This window comes from Rhizobium oryziradicis, assembly GCF_001939045.1.
Lineage (GTDB): Bacteria > Pseudomonadota > Alphaproteobacteria > Rhizobiales > Rhizobiaceae > Allorhizobium > Allorhizobium oryziradicis.
The window spans coordinates 312,930-330,165 of the sequence record NZ_MKIM01000028.1 but is presented as its reverse complement, the minus strand read 5'-3'; the positions used below and the strand labels follow the sequence as shown (position 1 = coordinate 330,165).

General features: G+C 54.1%; 21 protein-coding genes. 2 read left to right on the top strand and 19 right to left on the bottom strand.

From position 1 onward, the window contains the following. Nucleotides 1-2: 2 nt before the first annotated feature. From rplE to rpsL, 18 genes are all read right to left on the bottom strand, one after another. Complete coding sequence (gene rplE / locus BJF95_RS17050; RefSeq protein WP_075640640.1) at nucleotides 3-560, bottom strand: 50S ribosomal protein L5; 558 nt, start codon at nucleotides 558-560, stop codon at nucleotides 3-5. Beyond that, a complete protein-coding gene (gene rplX, locus BJF95_RS17045) occupies nucleotides 553-861 on the bottom strand; it encodes a 50S ribosomal protein L24 (protein WP_075641104.1) in 309 nt (102 codons plus the stop codon). The genes rplE and rplX overlap by 8 nt, the downstream gene beginning before the upstream one ends. A gap of 13 nt (nucleotides 862-874) precedes the next feature. Then, a complete protein-coding gene (gene rplN, locus BJF95_RS17040) occupies nucleotides 875-1,243 on the bottom strand; it encodes a 50S ribosomal protein L14 (RefSeq protein WP_015915748.1) in 369 nt (122 codons plus the stop codon). 235 nt (nucleotides 1,244-1,478) lie between these two features. Next, on the bottom strand, nucleotides 1,479-1,715 hold the full coding sequence (rpsQ, locus tag BJF95_RS17035) for a 30S ribosomal protein S17 (RefSeq protein ID WP_075640639.1): 237 nt from the start codon (nucleotides 1,713-1,715) through the stop codon (nucleotides 1,479-1,481). Nucleotides 1,716-1,728: 13 nt separating this feature from the next. Beyond that, nucleotides 1,729-1,929, bottom strand: coding sequence for a 50S ribosomal protein L29 (gene rpmC / locus BJF95_RS17030; protein WP_075640638.1), 201 nt, complete (start codon nucleotides 1,927-1,929; stop codon nucleotides 1,729-1,731). A gap of 11 nt (nucleotides 1,930-1,940) precedes the next feature. After that, entirely contained in the window at nucleotides 1,941-2,354 is a 414-nt protein-coding gene (gene rplP, locus BJF95_RS17025; RefSeq protein ID WP_015915745.1) for a 50S ribosomal protein L16, read from the bottom strand. 36 nt (nucleotides 2,355-2,390) lie between these two features. Beyond that, nucleotides 2,391-3,104 carry a 30S ribosomal protein S3 gene (gene rpsC, locus BJF95_RS17020; RefSeq protein WP_075640637.1) on the bottom strand — a complete coding sequence of 238 codons (714 nt, stop codon included), beginning with the start codon at nucleotides 3,102-3,104 and terminating at the stop codon, nucleotides 2,391-2,393. Beyond that, the gene (gene rplV / locus BJF95_RS17015; RefSeq protein WP_075640636.1) at nucleotides 3,104-3,493 is read right to left on the bottom strand and encodes a 50S ribosomal protein L22; all 390 of its coding nucleotides are present in this window, start codon (nucleotides 3,491-3,493) and stop codon (nucleotides 3,104-3,106) included. The genes rpsC and rplV overlap by 1 nt, the downstream gene beginning before the upstream one ends. A 2-nt stretch (nucleotides 3,494-3,495) precedes the next feature. Beyond that, nucleotides 3,496-3,774, bottom strand: coding sequence for a 30S ribosomal protein S19 (rpsS, locus tag BJF95_RS17010; protein ID WP_015915742.1), 279 nt, complete (start codon nucleotides 3,772-3,774; stop codon nucleotides 3,496-3,498). Between the two features lie 15 nt (nucleotides 3,775-3,789). After that, complete coding sequence (rplB, locus tag BJF95_RS17005; RefSeq protein ID WP_075640635.1) at nucleotides 3,790-4,626, bottom strand: 50S ribosomal protein L2; 837 nt, start codon at nucleotides 4,624-4,626, stop codon at nucleotides 3,790-3,792. 11 nt (nucleotides 4,627-4,637) lie between these two features. Continuing rightward, the gene (locus tag BJF95_RS17000) at nucleotides 4,638-4,931 is read right to left on the bottom strand and encodes a 50S ribosomal protein L23 (protein ID WP_075640634.1); all 294 of its coding nucleotides are present in this window, start codon (nucleotides 4,929-4,931) and stop codon (nucleotides 4,638-4,640) included. After that, entirely contained in the window at nucleotides 4,928-5,548 is a 621-nt protein-coding gene (gene rplD, locus BJF95_RS16995) for a 50S ribosomal protein L4 (protein ID WP_075640633.1), read from the bottom strand. Before rplD ends, BJF95_RS17000 begins: the two co-directional genes overlap by 4 nt. A gap of 12 nt (nucleotides 5,549-5,560) precedes the next feature. Beyond that, complete coding sequence (gene rplC, locus BJF95_RS16990; RefSeq protein ID WP_075640632.1) at nucleotides 5,561-6,202, bottom strand: 50S ribosomal protein L3; 642 nt, start codon at nucleotides 6,200-6,202, stop codon at nucleotides 5,561-5,563. A 171-nt stretch (nucleotides 6,203-6,373) separates the two neighbouring features. Continuing rightward, complete coding sequence (gene rpsJ / locus BJF95_RS16985) at nucleotides 6,374-6,682, bottom strand: 30S ribosomal protein S10 (RefSeq protein ID WP_075640631.1); 309 nt, start codon at nucleotides 6,680-6,682, stop codon at nucleotides 6,374-6,376. A gap of 417 nt (nucleotides 6,683-7,099) precedes the next feature. Further along, nucleotides 7,100-8,275 carry an elongation factor Tu gene (gene tuf / locus BJF95_RS16980; protein ID WP_075640618.1) on the bottom strand — a complete coding sequence of 392 codons (1,176 nt, stop codon included), beginning with the start codon at nucleotides 8,273-8,275 and terminating at the stop codon, nucleotides 7,100-7,102. A gap of 71 nt (nucleotides 8,276-8,346) precedes the next feature. Beyond that, a complete protein-coding gene (gene fusA / locus BJF95_RS16975; protein ID WP_075640630.1) occupies nucleotides 8,347-10,446 on the bottom strand; it encodes an elongation factor G in 2,100 nt (699 codons plus the stop codon). A 36-nt stretch (nucleotides 10,447-10,482) separates the two neighbouring features. Next, nucleotides 10,483-10,953 (bottom strand): 30S ribosomal protein S7, encoded by a 471-nt coding sequence (gene rpsG, locus BJF95_RS16970; RefSeq protein WP_075640629.1) that lies wholly within the window; start codon nucleotides 10,951-10,953, stop codon nucleotides 10,483-10,485. Nucleotides 10,954-11,037: 84 nt separating this feature from the next. Next, nucleotides 11,038-11,409: a 30S ribosomal protein S12 gene (gene rpsL / locus BJF95_RS16965; RefSeq protein WP_042618537.1), complete on the bottom strand. Its 372-nt coding sequence runs from the start codon at nucleotides 11,407-11,409 to the stop codon at nucleotides 11,038-11,040. Nucleotides 11,410-12,027: 618 nt separating this feature from the next. Between rpsL and BJF95_RS16960 the strand changes: the two genes are divergently transcribed. Next, nucleotides 12,028-12,321, top strand: a complete 294-nt coding sequence (locus tag BJF95_RS16960) for a transcriptional regulator family protein (RefSeq protein WP_075641103.1) — start codon at nucleotides 12,028-12,030, stop codon at nucleotides 12,319-12,321. Between the two features lie 37 nt (nucleotides 12,322-12,358). After that, nucleotides 12,359-12,778: an NUDIX hydrolase gene (locus tag BJF95_RS16955; protein WP_245297356.1), complete on the top strand. Its 420-nt coding sequence runs from the start codon at nucleotides 12,359-12,361 to the stop codon at nucleotides 12,776-12,778. 113 nt (nucleotides 12,779-12,891) lie between these two features. Here the strand turns inward: BJF95_RS16955 and rpoC are convergent, their stop codons facing one another. Continuing rightward, on the bottom strand, nucleotides 12,892-17,103 hold the full coding sequence (gene rpoC / locus BJF95_RS16950) for a DNA-directed RNA polymerase subunit beta' (RefSeq protein WP_075640627.1): 4,212 nt from the start codon (nucleotides 17,101-17,103) through the stop codon (nucleotides 12,892-12,894). Nucleotides 17,104-17,236 lie beyond the last annotated feature (133 nt).

Sequence of the window (17,236 nt, the reverse complement as noted above, 5' to 3'; positions counted from 1 at the left end):
GGTTATGCGCGGAACGGGAAGTTGAACTCTTTCAGAAGAGCCCGTGCTTCGTCGTCCGTTGGTGCCGTCGTGCAAACGATGATATCCATGCCCCACATCTGATCAACTTTATCGTAGTTGACCTCTGGGAACACAATGTGCTCCTTGATGCCCATGGCGAAGTTACCACGGCCGTCAAAGCTTTTCGGGTTCAGACCACGAAAGTCGCGAACGCGCGGAAGCGCGATGTTGGTCAAGCGATCCAGGAATTCATACATGCGTGCGCCGCGAAGTGTTACCTTTGCGCCGATCGGCATGCCTTCGCGGACCTTAAAGCCAGCGATAGAGTTACGAGCCTTGGTGATCACAGGCTTCTGACCGGCAATGGCTGCCAAGTCAGCTGCAGCAACAGAAGGCTTCTTGGAATCGGCAGTCGCCTCACCCACGCCCATGTTGATAACAACCTTGGTGATCTTCGGGATCTGCATCTCGTTTGCGTAGGAGAACTGCTCCTGCATGGCCTGACGAATACGGGATACGTATTCTACCTTGAGCCGGGGCTCATACTTGATCTCAGCCATCGATCACTTCTCCCGAACGCTTCGCAACACGAACCTTCTTGCCGTCAACGACAGCGAAACCAACGCGAGTCGGCTTGCCGTCCTTGTCAACGATAGCAAGGTTGGAAAGGTGCATAGACGCTTCCTTGTTAACAATGCCAGCTTCTTGGGTCTGCGTCTGGCGCTGGTGGCGCTTGACAACATTAATACCCTTGACGACCGCACGGTCTTCCTTTGGCATCACCTGAATAACTTCACCGGAACGACCCTTGTCCTTACCGGTCAGTACGACGACCTTGTCGCCCTTACGAATCTTTTGCATCGTCATCGCTCCTTTAAAGAACTTCCGGAGCCAACGAGATGATCTTCATGTGGTTCTTAGCACGAAGTTCGCGCGGAACCGGTCCGAAGATACGGCTACCGATAGGCTCTTTTTTATTGTCGATAAGAACTGCTGCGTTGTTATCGAAGCGGATGACGCTGCCGTCGGCGCGACGGATGTCTTTAGCGGTACGCACAACAACCGCTTTCATCACGTCACCCTTCTTAACGCGGCCACGCGGAATAGCTTCCTTGATGGAAACGACGATAATGTCGCCCACCGAAGCGTATTTACGCTTGGAGCCGCCCAGCACCTTGATGCACATGACACGACGTGCGCCGGAATTGTCGGCAACGTCGAGGTTAGTCTGCATCTGAATCATGTCAGGTCGCCTTTTCGTTAGACCGGAACGGTTGGGCGAACTGGCCCCCTATTCCGGCTTATGGATTTTTCTCAATTTTCGAGCGGAGGAGGATCTTGCAAAGGTGGTTTCCTCTAGAGGACCTTCCCTGCGCTCAAAGCAAAAGAACGCTCGCAGTGGAGCGTTCTTGCGCCGTTGTGGTGCTTCATACAGATTTCTGGGAAAGGCGCAAGAGCCTTTCCCATTTCTCTGTAAATTAAGCCTGGGCGGAGATAACCGTCCAGCACTTATCCTTGGAAATCGGTGCACATTCCTGAATGGAAACCATGTCACCGGTCTTGTATTGGTTGGTCTCGTCGTGAGCCTTGTACTTCTTAGAACGACGAACTGTCTTCTGGAGCAGTGGGTGAGCGAATCGACGCTCAACCCGGACCACAACAGTCTTGTCGTTCTTGTCGCTGACGACGACGCCCTGCAGAATGCGTTTAGGCATATTTTCTGTTCCTTTAGGCCTTGGCTTCTGCCGCCTTCTGGCGGGCAATGGTTTTCACGCGAGCGATGTCCTTGCGAACTTCGTTAACACGCGAGGACTTTTCAAGCTGGCCAGTCGCCTTTTGAAAGCGCAGGTTAAACTGCTCCTTCTTCAGATTGGCAAGCTCGTCCTTCAATTGATCAGCGCTCATGGCGCGAACATCTGCGGCTTTCATGGCTTGATCCCTCACTCTGCAATGCGCTGTACGAAGCGCGTCTTGACCGAGAGCTTGGCCGAACCGAGACGAAGCGCCTCGCGGGCGATCTCCTCGGAAACACCGTCGATCTCGAACATCATACGGCCGGGCTTGACCTTGCATGCCCAGTACTCAACAGAACCCTTACCTTTACCCATACGGACTTCGGTAGGCTTTGCTGTTACTGGAACATCGGGGAATACCCGGATCCACACGCGACCTGCGCGCTTCATATAACGTGTGATCGCGCGGCGAGCCGCTTCGATTTCACGAGCATTGACGCGGTTAGGCTCAAGAGCCTTCAGGCCGAATTCACCGAACGCCAGGTCGAAACCGCCCTTGGCAACGCCCTTGATGCGTCCCTTGAACTGCTTGCGATACTTGGTACGCTTTGGTTGCAACATTTTCTATTCTCCAAACTTTCTGCCACGCGGCGCCAATTACGCGTTCTCGCGGCGGCGGTTGTTGGTGCTGCTACCTTGGGCGTCACCTTCCAGAGCGCGACGCTCGGAAGCCATTGGATCGTGCTCAAGGATTTCGCCCTTGAAGATCCAAACCTTGATGCCGCAAATACCATATGCGGTTGTAGCTTCTGCTACACCGTAATCGATATCCGCACGCAGCGTGTGAAGTGGAACGCGACCTTCGCGGTACCATTCCGTACGAGCGATTTCGGCACCACCGAGACGGCCGGCGCAAGTGATCTTGATGCCTTCAGCACCCAGACGCATTGCCGACTGAACGGAGCGCTTCATGGCGCGACGGAAAGCAATACGGCGCTCGAGCTGCTGGGCGATCGACTGAGCGACCAGCGTAGCATCGATTTCTGGCTTACGAACTTCAACGATGTTGAGGTGCGTTTCAGAATTGGTCATTTCGGAAAGCTTCTTGCGAAGCTTTTCGATGTCCGCACCCTTTTTGCCGATGATCAAACCAGGACGAGCCGAGTGGATCGTGACGCGGCACTTCTTGTGCGGACGCTCGATAACCACCTTGGCAATACCAGCCTGCTTCAATTCAGCCATGATGTAGGCACGGATCTTGAGATCTTCGTGCAACAACTGACCGTATTCAGCGTTGTCGGCGAACCAACGGCTATCCCAGGTGCGATTAATGCCCAGGCGGAAACCGATTGGATTGATTTTCTGACCCATTATGCAGCCTCCACTTTGGCTTCGACTTCGCGCACAACAATCGTCAAGTGTGCGAACGGCTTTTCAATGCGCGATGCGCGGCCGCGGCCACGAGCGTGGAAACGCTTCATGGTGATCGATTTACCAACATAGGCCTCTGCAACGATCAGCTGATCGACGTCGAGGTCGTGGTTGTTCTCAGCATTCGCAATAGCGGACTCGAGAGTCTTCTTTACGGTGCCTGCAATACGCTTGCGCGAGAACTCGAGGTCGGCCAGAGCCCGGTCGACCTTTTTGCCACGGATCATAGCTGCAACCAGGTTGAGCTTCTGAGGGCTGACGCGGAGTGTACGCGCAACTGCTTGCGCCTCATTATCCTGCAACCGGCGTTCGGCTTTTGCCTTGCCCATCGTTACTTCCTCTTCGCTTTCTTGTCCGCACCGTGACCGTAGTAGGTCCGGGTTGGAGCGAATTCACCGAACTTATGGCCAACCATGTCTTCGTTGACGCTGACCGGGATGTGTTTGCTGCCGTTATAGACGCCGAACGTCAAACCGACAAACTGTGGCAAGATTGTCGACCGACGGGTCCACATCTTGATCACTTCGCTACGACCGCTTTCGCGAACCTTCTCAGCCTTCTTAAGAAGGTAGCCGTCAACGAAGGGGCCTTTCCATACTGAACGAGCCATCTCTGACTACCTCTCTTACTTCTTCTTCTGGTGGCGCGAGCGCATGATGAACTTGTCTGTCGACTTGTTCGAACGTGTGCGCTTGCCCTTGGTGGGCTTGCCCCAAGGCGACACTGGATGACGGCCACCCGAGGTGCGGCCTTCACCACCGCCGTGCGGGTGGTCAACCGGGTTCATAACAACGCCGCGAACGTGCGGACGCTTACCGCGCCAACGCGAACGACCGGCTTTACCGTCATTGGTGTTGCCATGGTCGGAGTTGGAAACCGCGCCGATTGTCGCAAGGCAAGTGCCGTGCACCAAGCGCTGCTCACCCGAGCTCAGACGAAGGATCGCCATGCCGCTGTCGCGACCAACCAGCTGAACATATGCACCAGCAGAACGAGCAACCTGACCACCCTTGCCTGGCTTCAATTCCACATTGTGGATGATCGAGCCGACAGGAATGTACTGCAGGGGCATCGTGTTGCCTGGCTTAACGTCAACAGCCTTTTCAGACGCGATGACCTTGTCGCCAGCAGCAAGACGCTGAGGAGCAATGATGTAAGCCTGTTCGCCGTCGGTGTATGTCACCAGAGCGATAAACGCTGTACGGTTAGGGTCATACTCGAGACGCTCAACCGTGCCTTCAACTTCAAACTTACGACGCTTGAAGTCTACCAGACGGTAGGTGCGCTTGTGACCGCCGCCCTGAAAGCGAACTGTGATGCGACCAAGGTTGTTACGACCACCCTTAGAGTGGAGACCTTCGGTCAACGACTTGACTGGCTTGCCCTTGTAAAGGCCGGACCGGTCTACGATAACCAGCTGACGCTGGCTCGGGGTCGTCGGATTGAAATTTTTCAATGCCATTTTTCTGTTCCTCAGAGACCGGTGGACACGTCGATGGACTGACCCTCAGCGAGCGTTACGATCGCCTTCTTCACGTCCTTCTGTTTCCCGGCAAAACCGCGGAAACGCTTTGTTTTGCCCTTACGGAGCAGCGTGTTCACGGCAGTCACCTTTACACCGAAGAGAGCTTCAACAGCAGCCTTGATTTGCGGCTTGGAAGCGGTCTTGGCAACATTGAAGACAACCTGGCTGTATTCAGATACCATGGTCGACTTTTCAGTGATCGATGGAGATACGATCACGTCGTAGTGGCGAAGATCAGTCATTTGAACCGCTCCTCCAGAGCTTCAACTGCAGCCTTGGAAAGCACCAGCTTGCCGCGACGCAGAATGTCATAAACGTTGATGCCCTGAACTGGCAAAACATCGATGTTCGGGATGTTTGCAGCTGCGAGCTTGAAGTTGCCGTCGAGCTCTACACCACCGATCAGCAGCGCGTTGGTCAGACCCAGAGCTTCGAAAGAACCAACAAGGCCCTTCGTCTTAGGATCAGCAGACACGAACTGGTCGATAATGATCAGGTCTTCAGACTTGAGCTTGGCCGACAAAGCGTGACGCAAAGCAAGTGCGCGAACCTTCTTGGGCAGGTCGTGTTCGTGGCTACGAACAACCGGGCCATGAGCCCGTCCACCGCCGCGGAACTGCGGAGCGCGTGCCGAATGGTGACGAGCGCGGCCCGTACCCTTCTGCTTGTACATCTTGGCACCAGTGCGCGAAACTTCTGCACGGGTCTTTGTCTTGTGTGTGCCCTGCTGCTTCTTGGCAAGCTGCCAACGAATCATGCGAGCGATAATGTCTTCGCGGGGCTCGAGGCCGAAAATGGCGTCGGACAGAGAAACCTTGCCGGCTTCTTTCCCATCAATAGTCTTGACGTTGAGTTCCATAGCTTGGCTCCCTTACTTCGATGCCGACTTGACGGCGTCGCGCACGATGATCCAGGAACCCTTGGAGCCGGGAACTGCGCCCTTCACCAGGATAAGACCACGATCTTCATCGGTCGAAACAACTTCAAGATTCTGAGTTGTCACACGGGTCTGACCCATATGACCTGCCATCCGCTTGCCCTTCCAGACCTTACCAGGATCCTGGTTGGAACCAGTCGAACCATGCGAACGGTGAGACACCGAAACACCGTGGGTCGCGCGAAGACCGCCGAAGTTGTGGCGCTTCATCGCACCAGCAAAACCCTTACCAATTGTCGTGCCGGTTACGTCAACCAGCTGACCAGAGGTGAAGTGGCTTGCGGTAAGCTGCGCACCAACATCAATCATGTTGTCTTCAGAAACGCGAAACTCGAGCAGCTTCGCCTTTGGTTCAACATTTGCTGCGGCAAAATTGCCACGCATAGCCTTGGATGTATTCTTTACTTTCGCCTGGCCTGCGCCGAGCTGAACAGCAGTATAGCCATGCTTGTCGGCGGTGCGCTGAGCCACCACCTGGCAGTTATCCAAGCGTAGTACTGTTACTGGAATGTGCTCACCGGCGTCATTATAGACCCGGGTCATTCCTACTTTCTGTGCAATCACACCTGAACGCATAGGTTCATTCCTCTTGAGAGTAAAACAAGCATCTTGCGACACTTGCCCGCCTCTTTGTTTAAGGATTCCATTCAAGCCCTTCCGGACCTTCAGGTTTCCCGTTTCGAGAAGTCGTTGGCAGGTCTTGCCACGTACCTTCCTTGTTATTACGGCTCTCGCCGGAATTCTTTTTTAGAGCTTGATCTCTACGTCAACGCCAGCAGCAAGGTCGAGCTTCATCAAAGCATCAACGGTCTGGGGCGTAGGATCAACGATATCGAGCAGACGCTTGTGCGTGCGCATTTCGAACTGTTCGCGGCTCTTCTTATCAACGTGAGGCGAACGGTTGACGGTAAATTTTTCAATACGGGTAGGGAGCGGTACTGGACCACGCACGCTCGCACCGGTACGCTTCGCGGTCGATACGATTTCGCGTGTCGAGGCATCGAGGACCCGGTGATCAAACGCCTTGAGGCGGATGCGGATATTCTGGCCGGTCATTGGACTTGTCCTTGTTTCTTTTCTTGCGCCCCGCATAAGCGAAGACAATGAATTACCAATTGCTGGCCGGCCCCGTATTGTCAAAAATCACTGCAGCGCCATTTTCGCGCCACGGTCACTTATCTGCATTGGGGGCCCTGCCAACCCGATCTTAAGCAGATCGACAAACTGAGCAGAGCCAAGGGCACATAACGCTACGCTATGTACCTTGTTCGTGGCGCGGACATACAACGTCCCCGCCCCTTCGTCAACTGATTCTCTTGCGCATAATTCCTTAAACCGGAATCGGTTCAAGGATAAAATTATACAGCAGATATGAAGTGTTACAGCGACCCCTCGTGCGCCATCTATGACGAGCAGTGCTGAAACGAAATACGCGCGGCTTTTGGCCGCGCGTACAACAAAGTTATCGATCGCTTAAGCGACGATGGAAGCCACGATGCCGGCACCAACGGTACGGCCGCCTTCGCGGATCGCGAAGCGGAGCTTTTCTTCCATGGCGATTGGGTTGATCAGCGTAACCTTAACAGTCACGTTGTCACCAGGCATAACCATTTCCGTGCCTTCTGGAAGTTCAACAATGCCCGTTACGTCCGTTGTACGGAAGTAGAACTGTGGGCGGTAGTTGGTGAAGAACGGTGTATGACGGCCGCCTTCTTCCTTGGTCAGAATGTAGGCTTCTGCCATGAACGTGGTGTGTGGCTTAACCGAACCTGGCTTGCACAAGATCTGACCACGCTCAACGCCGTCACGGGTAACGCCACGGATCAGCGCACCAACGTTATCGCCAGCCTGACCTTGGTCGAGCAGCTTGCGGAACATTTCAACGCCGGTAACAGTCGTCTTGGTCGTTGGACGAATACCAACGATTTCAACTTCTTCACCAACCTTGATGATACCACGCTCGACACGACCCGTTACAACCGTACCACGGCCAGAGATCGAGAACACGTCTTCGATTGGCAGCAGGAACGGCTGGTCAACTGGACGCTCTGGTGTTGGGATGTAATCGTCAACAGCAGCCATCAGCGCACGAATTGCGTCTTCGCCGATCTTCTTGTCCGAATCTTCCAAAGCAGCAAGAGCAGAGCCCTTAACAACTGGAATGTCATCGCCTGGGAAGTCGTATGAAGACAGAAGTTCGCGAACTTCCAGTTCTACCAGTTCCAGCAGCTCTTCGTCGTCAACCTGGTCAACCTTGTTGAGGAACACAACGATGGCAGGAACGCCAACCTGACGAGCCAGCAGGATGTGCTCGCGGGTCTGTGGCATTGGGCCGTCAGCAGCCGAGCAAACCAGGATCGCGCCGTCCATCTGCGCTGCACCGGTGATCATGTTCTTGACGTAGTCGGCGTGACCGGGGCAGTCAACGTGTGCATAGTGACGGTTGGCTGTTTCATACTCAACGTGAGCCGTCGAGATGGTGATACCACGTGCCTTTTCTTCTGGAGCGGCATCGATTTGGTCGTATGCCTTGAACTCGCCGAAGTACTTGGTGATTGCTGCCGTCAGAGACGTCTTGCCGTGGTCAACGTGGCCGATCGTGCCAATGTTAACGTGTGGCTTATTGCGCTCAAATTTACTTTTTGCCATTTTCGGCTCTCCATTATCTCATCCCCGCTATGGGGGAAATTCCTGTTATCTTTTCTGGCGGGTTACCCCGATCATTTCTGACCGGAGTACTTTGCCTGAATTTCGGCTGCAACGTTGCTCGGAACCGGTGAATAGTGGTCGAACACCATTGAGTACTGCGCACGGCCCTGAGACATGGAGCGCAGGTTGTCAACATACTTGAACATATTGGCAAGCGGCACGTGAGCGTTGATAACAACTGCCACACCACGGCTTTCCTGACCCTGAATCTGCCCACGACGGGAGTTCAGGTCGCCAATCACGTCACCGACGTAATCTTCAGGTGTAACAACTTCAACCTTCATCATCGGCTCAAGAAGCTGTGCACCAGCCTTCTTTGCTGCTTCACGGAAGCAGGCGCGAGACGCGATTTCGAACGCCAGAACCGACGAGTCAACATCGTGGTAAGCACCGTCGATGAGTGTTGCCTTAACACCCAGCATCGGGAAGCCAGCCAGAGGACCGGAGTTCAGAACGCTTTCGATACCCTTCTGAACGCCTGGGATGTATTCCTTCGGAACAGCACCACCAACGATCTTGGATTCGAACTTGAAGTCTTCGCCTTCTGGATTTGGTTCGAACACGAGCTTGACGCGCGCAAACTGACCAGTACCACCAGACTGCTTCTTGTGGGTGTAGTCTTCTTCATGCAGCTTCGTGATGGTTTCACGGTAAGCAACCTGAGGAGCACCAACAGTGGCTTCAACCTTGAATTCGCGACGCATACGGTCAACGATGATGTCGAGGTGAAGTTCGCCCATGCCTGCGATGATCGTCTGACCGGATTCATGGTCAGTCTTGACGCGGAACGAAGGATCTTCAGCAGCCAGACGGTTGAGCGCGAGGCCCATCTTTTCCTGGTCGCCCTTGGTCTTAGGCTCGATAGCGATCTGAATAACCGGCTCAGGGAATTCCATGCGCTCAAGGATAACCTGGTTCAAAGGATCGCAGAGCGTGTCGCCCGTAGTGCTTTCCTTCAGGCCAGCGAGAGCAACGATGTCGCCTGCAAAAGCTTCTTCGATGTCTTCACGCGAGTTGGAGTGCATCTGAAGCATACGGCCAACGCGTTCGCGCTTTTCCTTCACCGTGTTCATAACCGACGCGCCCTTTTCGAGCTTGCCAGAATAGATACGGCAGAAAGTCAGAGAACCAACGAAGGGGTCGTTCATGATCTTGAACGCCAGCATCGACAATGGCTCGCTGTCATCAGCGTGACGCTCGATTTCAGCTTCAGTCTTCACGTCGATGCCCTTGATAGCAGGGATATCGAGTGGAGAAGGCAGATATTCAACAACAGCGTCGAGCAAAGGCTGAACGCCCTTGTTCTTAAAGGCTGTGCCGCAGAACATTGGATGGAACTTAACGTCGATCGTGCCACGGCGAACCAGAGCGCGGATCTTGTCGTTGTCAGGCATAACGCCGTTCAGGTAGTCTTCCATCGCCTGTTCGTCGATCTCAACAACAGTTTCGATCAGCTTTTCGCGATATTCAACAGCCTTGTCCTTCAGGTCGTCCGGGATTTCAACAACATCCCATGCAGCGCCCAAAGATTCATCGCGCCATACGAGCGCGTTCATCTCGATCAGGTCAACAACGCCCTTGAACTCTGTTTCAGCGCCGATTGGCAGCTGCATAACAACAGCGGTGGCACCGAGACGGGTCTTGATCATTTCTACCGAACGGTAGAAGTCAGCACCGGTCTTGTCCATCTTGTTGCAGAAGATCATCCGCGGAACGTTGTACTTTTCAGCCTGACGCCAAACCGTTTCGGTCTGTGGTTCTACACCGGCGTTGGCATCGAGCAGCGCAATAGCACCATCGAGAACACGCAAGCTGCGCTCAACTTCAATCGTGAAGTCAACGTGGCCGGGGGTGTCGATGATATTGAAGCGGCGCATCTTGCCATCGCGACCCTTCCAGTAGGTCGTGGTCGCAGCGGAAGTGATGGTGATACCACGTTCCTGCTCCTGCTCCATCCAGTCCATCGTGGCTGCGCCATCATGAACTTCGCCGATCTTGTGAGACTTACCTGTGTAGTACAGGATACGCTCGGTGGTCGTGGTCTTGCCGGCGTCGATATGCGCCATGATCCCGAAGTTGCGGTAGTCTTCGATTTTATATTCGCGAGCCATAGTGGACTGCCTTTCGATATTCGATCGCTTCTAAGATTACCAACGATAGTGCGAGAACGCGCGGTTGGCATCAGCCATCTTGTGCGTGTCTTCACGCTTCTTAACAGCGCTGCCGCGGTTGTTAGAAGCATCCAGCAATTCGCCGGACAAACGATCAACCATTGTTGTCTCGTTGCGCTTGCGAGCGGCATTGATCAACCAGCGAATGGCGAGCGCCTGGCGGCGCTCCGGACGCACATCGACTGGCACCTGATACGTTGCACCGCCAACGCGACGCGAACGCACTTCGACATGAGGCGCAACATTTTCGAGAGCCTGATGGAAGATTGCGATCGGTTCTTGCTTGGACTTGCTCTCAACGACATCAAACGCACCGTAAACGATGGTTTCAGCAACGGACTTCTTGCCGTGCAACATGATGGCGTTCATGAACTTGGTAACGATCAGATCGCCGAACTTTGGGTCCGGGTTGATCTCGCGTTTTTCTGCTTTATGGCGACGTGACATATTTTTCGTCTCTCAACGGTTGGAACGCTTTAGAACGCGGAGAACCTCGCGCAGCGCTGGAATTTAAAATGTGGAATGCCGAAATCACTTCGGACGCTTCGCACCATACTTGGAACGGCGCTGCTTACGGTTCTTGACGCCCTGCGTATCGAGAACACCACGGATCACGTGGTAACGAACGCCTGGCAAGTCCTTTACGCGGCCGCCACGGATCATGACAACAGAGTGTTCCTGCAGGTTATGGCCTTCACCTGGAATGTAGCCGATGACTTCGAAGCCATTGGTCAAACGGATCTTGGCAACCTTACGAAGAGCCGAGTTAGGCTTCTTAGGTGTCGTTGTGTAAACGCGAGTGCAAACGCCGCGCTTCTGTGGATTTTCCTGCAATGCAGGAACCTTATTGCGCTTTACCTGTGCCTGACGCGGCTTGCGGATCAGCTGATTTACGGTAGGCATAGAACCATCCCTTTTATTCTTGTCACTTGAGCCCTTGTGGCCCGCTTTAGCCGTTACCGGCGGTGGCCGCACAATTTTCTACATGCGCAAAACATGGCCATACCCAATTTCTGGATAGACCACAAAAGGCAGAGGACGCATATAGAATACGTCGTGCGTGCAGCATTCATGTCTTCAAAGTGCGTTTTGGATCCTTGTTTGAGGCAAACTCCAGAACATGGCGTTCCGAAAAGCATAACCTCACATTGGCTCCGATGCCGGGCGTACTACTGTTTTCGCCCGGTTTCGTCAAGCCTTGGCCCGAAATTATTAGGCTATGCAGGGCGTTGCAGCCCTGAGCGATGCTCTTATGCACGATTATGAGCCGAATCCGGGTTACGTGCAAGAATTCAATCGCACTTTGTCACCGGGAAAGTCTCAGAATCAGTTTGACGCACAAACTGTCATCTTGACCGGGTGGTCGTGATCTATAACGTGATTGTGCCGATTCAATTCCACCCCGGATCAGCGCCGGAATTCGGGTATCCAGCGCAATATTTACCCAGCGCCATCTTTGCATTGACTTCATCCTTCGGCCCGTTGCATCAGAGCAAGGTCTCCCGTTCGAAAGGACCCCACATGATTTCCACACCCGACAACGACAACACATCCGAAGACCCGATGGTTTTCATCATCATCGCCAAGGCTTATGAGGAAGCTGGCTCGGACGGCATAGACCTGCATATTCTTCTCTGCGCGCCAGATGATGATTCTGCCGTGCGTAGCGCCTTGAACGCGCTTTCTGAAGAAGGCTTCCTTGAAGCGGATCTGGACCAGATCGGCATGGTTACCGAGGTTCCGGTCGATGAGCCCCACGCCTCAGCCTATCAGGGCGCGCTTGAGGGCGAAGTTGCAATCATTCGCTTCGACTGAGTGTTGAACGGTGTGCAAGCCACCCATTGATAAAGTCTTGATCTACGCGACATGGAAAGATCGGCTCCTTGTTTTTGACGAGCCGGACTTTCCTGAAATTTTGCCACAAGTGCCCGGCGGCACTGTGGAACCGGGTGAAGCGCTCATAACGGCAGCTCAGCGGGAGTTTGCAGAAGAAAGCGGTCTGACTCCGGTATATCCCCCGATATTCCTGGCATCCGCGACCTACGCAATCTTACGCGACGGCGAACATATCATGCACAACCGCCATTTCTTTCACATCGCTCTCGACGGGCCGTTTTCCGACAGCTGGACCAATCTCGAAATGTTTCCACACGGCTCAAACGTGCCGGTTACCTTTCGTTTTTTCTGGCTGTCGTTGGCGCAAGCCGAACGGCGGCTTGGATATGAGCAGCAAGCCGCCCTGCCCTTTTTGCAACACACGTCAGACCTTTAGCGAACTGACGCGATAAAAAGTCTCAGCAAAAAATAGCAACCACCATCAAGACACGACAAAGCCGCCCGGCTCACACCGGGCGGCTTTGTTAATTGTTGAAAATGTCCCTGCCCTTATTCGGCGGCGGGCGCATTCTCTCCTGCCATGTCACGCAACATAGGCGTGGCAGAGTCAGCACCAGTGCCCTTGCGGCGTTCTTCGAGGATCAGCTCGTCACGCGACGATGCAATCCGGCGAATAACCGTCATGGTGCCACCCGTACCGGCTGGGATCAGACGGCCAACGATAACGTTTTCCTTCAGACCCTGCAGCGTATCGGTCTTCCCGGCAATCGCCGCTTCCGTGAGAACCTTTGTGGTTTCCTGGAAGGATGCAGCCGAGATGAAGGAAGGCGTCTGCAGCGATGCCTTGGTGATACCCAGCAGAACGGGTTCGCCATAGGCAGGCTTCTTGCCTTCTTCAATCAGCGCATCGTTGATGTCATCCATCTCGATGCGATCAACGTTGTCGCCCACGATGTACTGGCTATCGCCCGCATCGGTGATTTCAACCTTCTGCAACATCTGACGAACAATCACTTCGATGTGCTTGTCGTTAATGCCCACGCCCTGAAGACGATAGACTTCCTGGATTTCGTTCACGAGGTAGGAAGCCAAAGCCTCTACGCCCTTGATCGCCAGAATGTCGTGCGGTGCAGGGTTACCGTCGAGGATGTAATCACCCTTTTCGATATAGTCGCCATCCTGAAGATGGAAGGGCTTGCCCTTCGGGATCAGGTATTCGACTGGCTCTACACCATCTTCCGCAGGCTCGATGATCACGCGACGCTTGTTCTTGTAGTCGCGACCCAGACGGATCGTACCATCAATCTCAGCGATGATGGCGTGATCCTTCGGACGACGTGCTTCGAACAATTCAGCAACGCGTGGCAGACCACCGGTGATGTCCTTGGTCTTGGCGCTTTCCATTGGCGAACGGGCCAGAACTTCACCTGGCGACACCTTCTGGCCGGGCTCTACCGACAGAATGGCGTCCACAGACAGCTGGAAGCGTGCATCACTGCCACGGGCCAGCTTGGCAACATTGCCGGAAGCATCCTTGATGACGATCGCAGGCTTCAGGTCTGTACCGCGTGGCGTCGAGCGCCAATCGATAACCTGACGCTTGGTGATACCCGTCGACTCGTCGGTGGCTTCCAGAACGGAGATACCATCAACCAGATCTTCGAAGTGAACAGTTCCTTCCACTTCCGTCATGATCGGACGTGTGTATGGATCCCATTCGGCCAAGCGCTGACCACGACGAACCTTGTCGCCATCGTCCACGAAGATCTTTGAGCCGTAAGCAACGCGCTGCGAAGAACGCTCCACACCACGCTCGTCGAGAATGGTGATGGCAATGCTACGGCCCATGGCGACAAAAATGCCGTCAGAGTTGCGCAGCATGTTGCGGTTCTTGATCAGGATCGTACCTTCATACGATGCTTCCAGGAACGACTGGTCAACCACGTTCGCGGTACCGCCCAAGTGGAAGGTACGCATGGTCAGCTGTGTGCCTGGCTCACCGATGGACTGAGCGGCAATAACGCCAACTGCTTCGCCCATGTTGACAGGTGTACCACGTGCAAGGTCGCGACCGTAGCAGATCGAGCACACGCCGGTCTGAACTTCGCAGGTCAGAGCAGAGCGAATACGGATCGACTGAATACCAGCCTTCTCGATTTCGATCACATCGGCTTCGAGGATCATGCGGCCTGCATCAACAATGCGCTCACCCGTGACCGGATGGTCAATGTTGTCAAGCGCCGTACGACCGAGAACGCGCACACCAATCGAGGCAACCACCTGACCGGCATCGACGATTGCCGTCATGGTCAGGCCCTTATCGGTACCGCAATCGACCATGTTGACAATGCAATCCTGCGCCACGTCAACCAAACGACGGGTCAGGTAACCGGAGTTCGCGGTCTTCAAGGCGGTGTCTGCGAGACCCTTACGGGCACCGTGGGTCGAGTTGAAGTACTCGTTCACGGTCAGGCCTTCTTTGAAGTTCGAGATGATCGGCGTCTCGATGATTTCACCTGATGGCTTGGCCATAAGACCGCGCATACCACCCAGCTGACGCATCTGGTTCGGAGAACCACGCGCACCGGAGTGAGACATCATGTAAATCGCATTCATCGGCTTTTGGCGACCGGTTTCAGCATCAAACTCAACAGCCTTAATACGGGCCATCATGTCTTCCGCAACCTTTTCAGTCGCCTTACCCCAAGCGTCAACGACCTTGTTGTACTTTTCGCCCTGAGTGATCAGACCGTCATTGTACTGCTGTTCGTATTCCTTCACCAAAGACTCGGTATCACCAACGATCTTCGCCTTGGTTTCAGGAATGATCATGTCATCCTTACCAAACGAAATACCAGCCTTACAGGCATGGCGGAAGCCGAGCTGCATGATCCGGTCGCAGAAAATGACCGTGTCCTTCTGGCCGCAATGGCGATAAACCGTGTCGATCATCTTGGAGATGTTCTTCTTGGTCATTTCCTGATTGCAGGTGTCAAAAGGAACATTCACGTTCTTTGGCAGCAATTCACCAATGAGCATACGGCCCGGTGTTGTCTCATGAATATGAGACACAGGCTTGCCTTCGGCATCCACAGTCTTGAAGCGACCACGGATATTGGAGTGCAGCGTCACAACCTTGTTTTCCAGAGCGTGATGCAACTCACCGATATCGGAGAAGACCATGCCTTCGCCCGGCTCATTCTGGTTCATGATCGACAGATAGTAGAGGCCGAGAACCATGTCCTGCGAAGGAACGATAATCGGCTGACCGTTTGCCGGATGCAGAATGTTGTTGGTCGACATCATCAACACGCGGGCTTCCAGCTGGGCTTCCAGCGAAAGCGGCACGTGAACAGCCATCTGGTCACCGTCGAAGTCGGCGTTGAAGGCTGTGCAGACGAGCGGATGCAGTTGAATTGCCTTACCCTCAACCAGAATAGGCTCAAATGCCTGAATGCCCAGACGGTGCAGCGTTGGCGCGCGGTTCAGAAGAACGGGATGCTCGCGGATAACCTCGTCGAGGATATCCCAAACTTCCGGCTTTTCCTTTTCAACAAGCTTCTTGGCCTGCTTGACGGTCGAGGAGTAACCCTTGGCGTCCAGACGGGCGTAGATGAATGGCTTGAACAGTTCGAGCGCCATCTTCTTTGGCAGACCGCACTGGTGCAGCTTCAATTCAGGACCGGTCACGATAACCGAACGACCGGAATAGTCGACGCGCTTACCGAGAAGGTTCTGACGGAAGCGGCCCTGCTTGCCCTTGAGCATGTCAGACAGCGACTTCAGCGGACGCTTGTTGGCACCGGTGATGACGCGGCCACGACGGCCGTTGTCGAACAGCGCATCGACAGATTCCTGCAACATGCGCTTTTCATTACGGATGATGATGCCAGGCGCACGCAGTTCGATCAAACGCTTCAAACGGTTGTTACGGTTGATCACGCGACGATAAAGATCGTTCAGGTCGGAGGTGGCAAAACGGCCACCATCCAGCGGCACCAGCGGACGCAGGTCCGGTGGAATCACGGGAACAACCTTCATGATCATCCATTCAGGACGATTGCCGGATTCCATGAAGTTCTCAACGATCTTGAGACGCTTCATCAGCTTCTTCTGCTTCAGATCGGACGTGGTATCGGCCAAATCCTGACGCAGATCGCCAGCAATGCGTTCCAGATTCATGGAGGCAAGCATTTCGAAAATGGCTTCAGCGCCGATCATCGCGGTGAACTGGTCTTCACCATATTCATCCACAGCCATCATATACTCTTCTTCGGAGAGCAATTGATTCTGCTTCAGAGCGGTGAGGCCCGGCTCGGTGACGATATAGTTTTCGAAATACAGAACGCGCTCAACATCCTTCAGCGTCATGTCGAGCAATGTCGAGATACGCGAAGGAAGCGACTTCAGGAACCAGATGTGAGCGACAGGTGCTGCCAGCTCAATATGGCCCATACGCTCACGGCGAACGCGCGACAGCGTGACTTCAACGCCGCACTTTTCGCAGATAATGCCCTTGTACTTCATACGCTTGTACTTGCCGCACAAGCATTCGTAATCCTTGATTGGTCCAAAGATACGCGCGCAGAAAAGACCATCGCGTTCTGGCTTGAACGTACGATAGTTGATGGTTTCCGGCTTTTTAATTTCGCCATACGACCACGACAGGATCTTCTCCGGCGAAGCAATCGAAATCCGGATGGAATCGAAGTGCTGCGCAGGGACCTGCGGGTTGAAAAGGTTCATGACCTCTTGGTTCATGCCTATCTCCTTGTGGGGGCTTGCGCCCTCGGCTTGGCATCGGATGCGATTATTTACCGCAATAGCGCACCGAACCTTAAAACGACAATAACCGCTGATTGCGGCAACAATCCCTTCGCTCGCTCAAAAATCG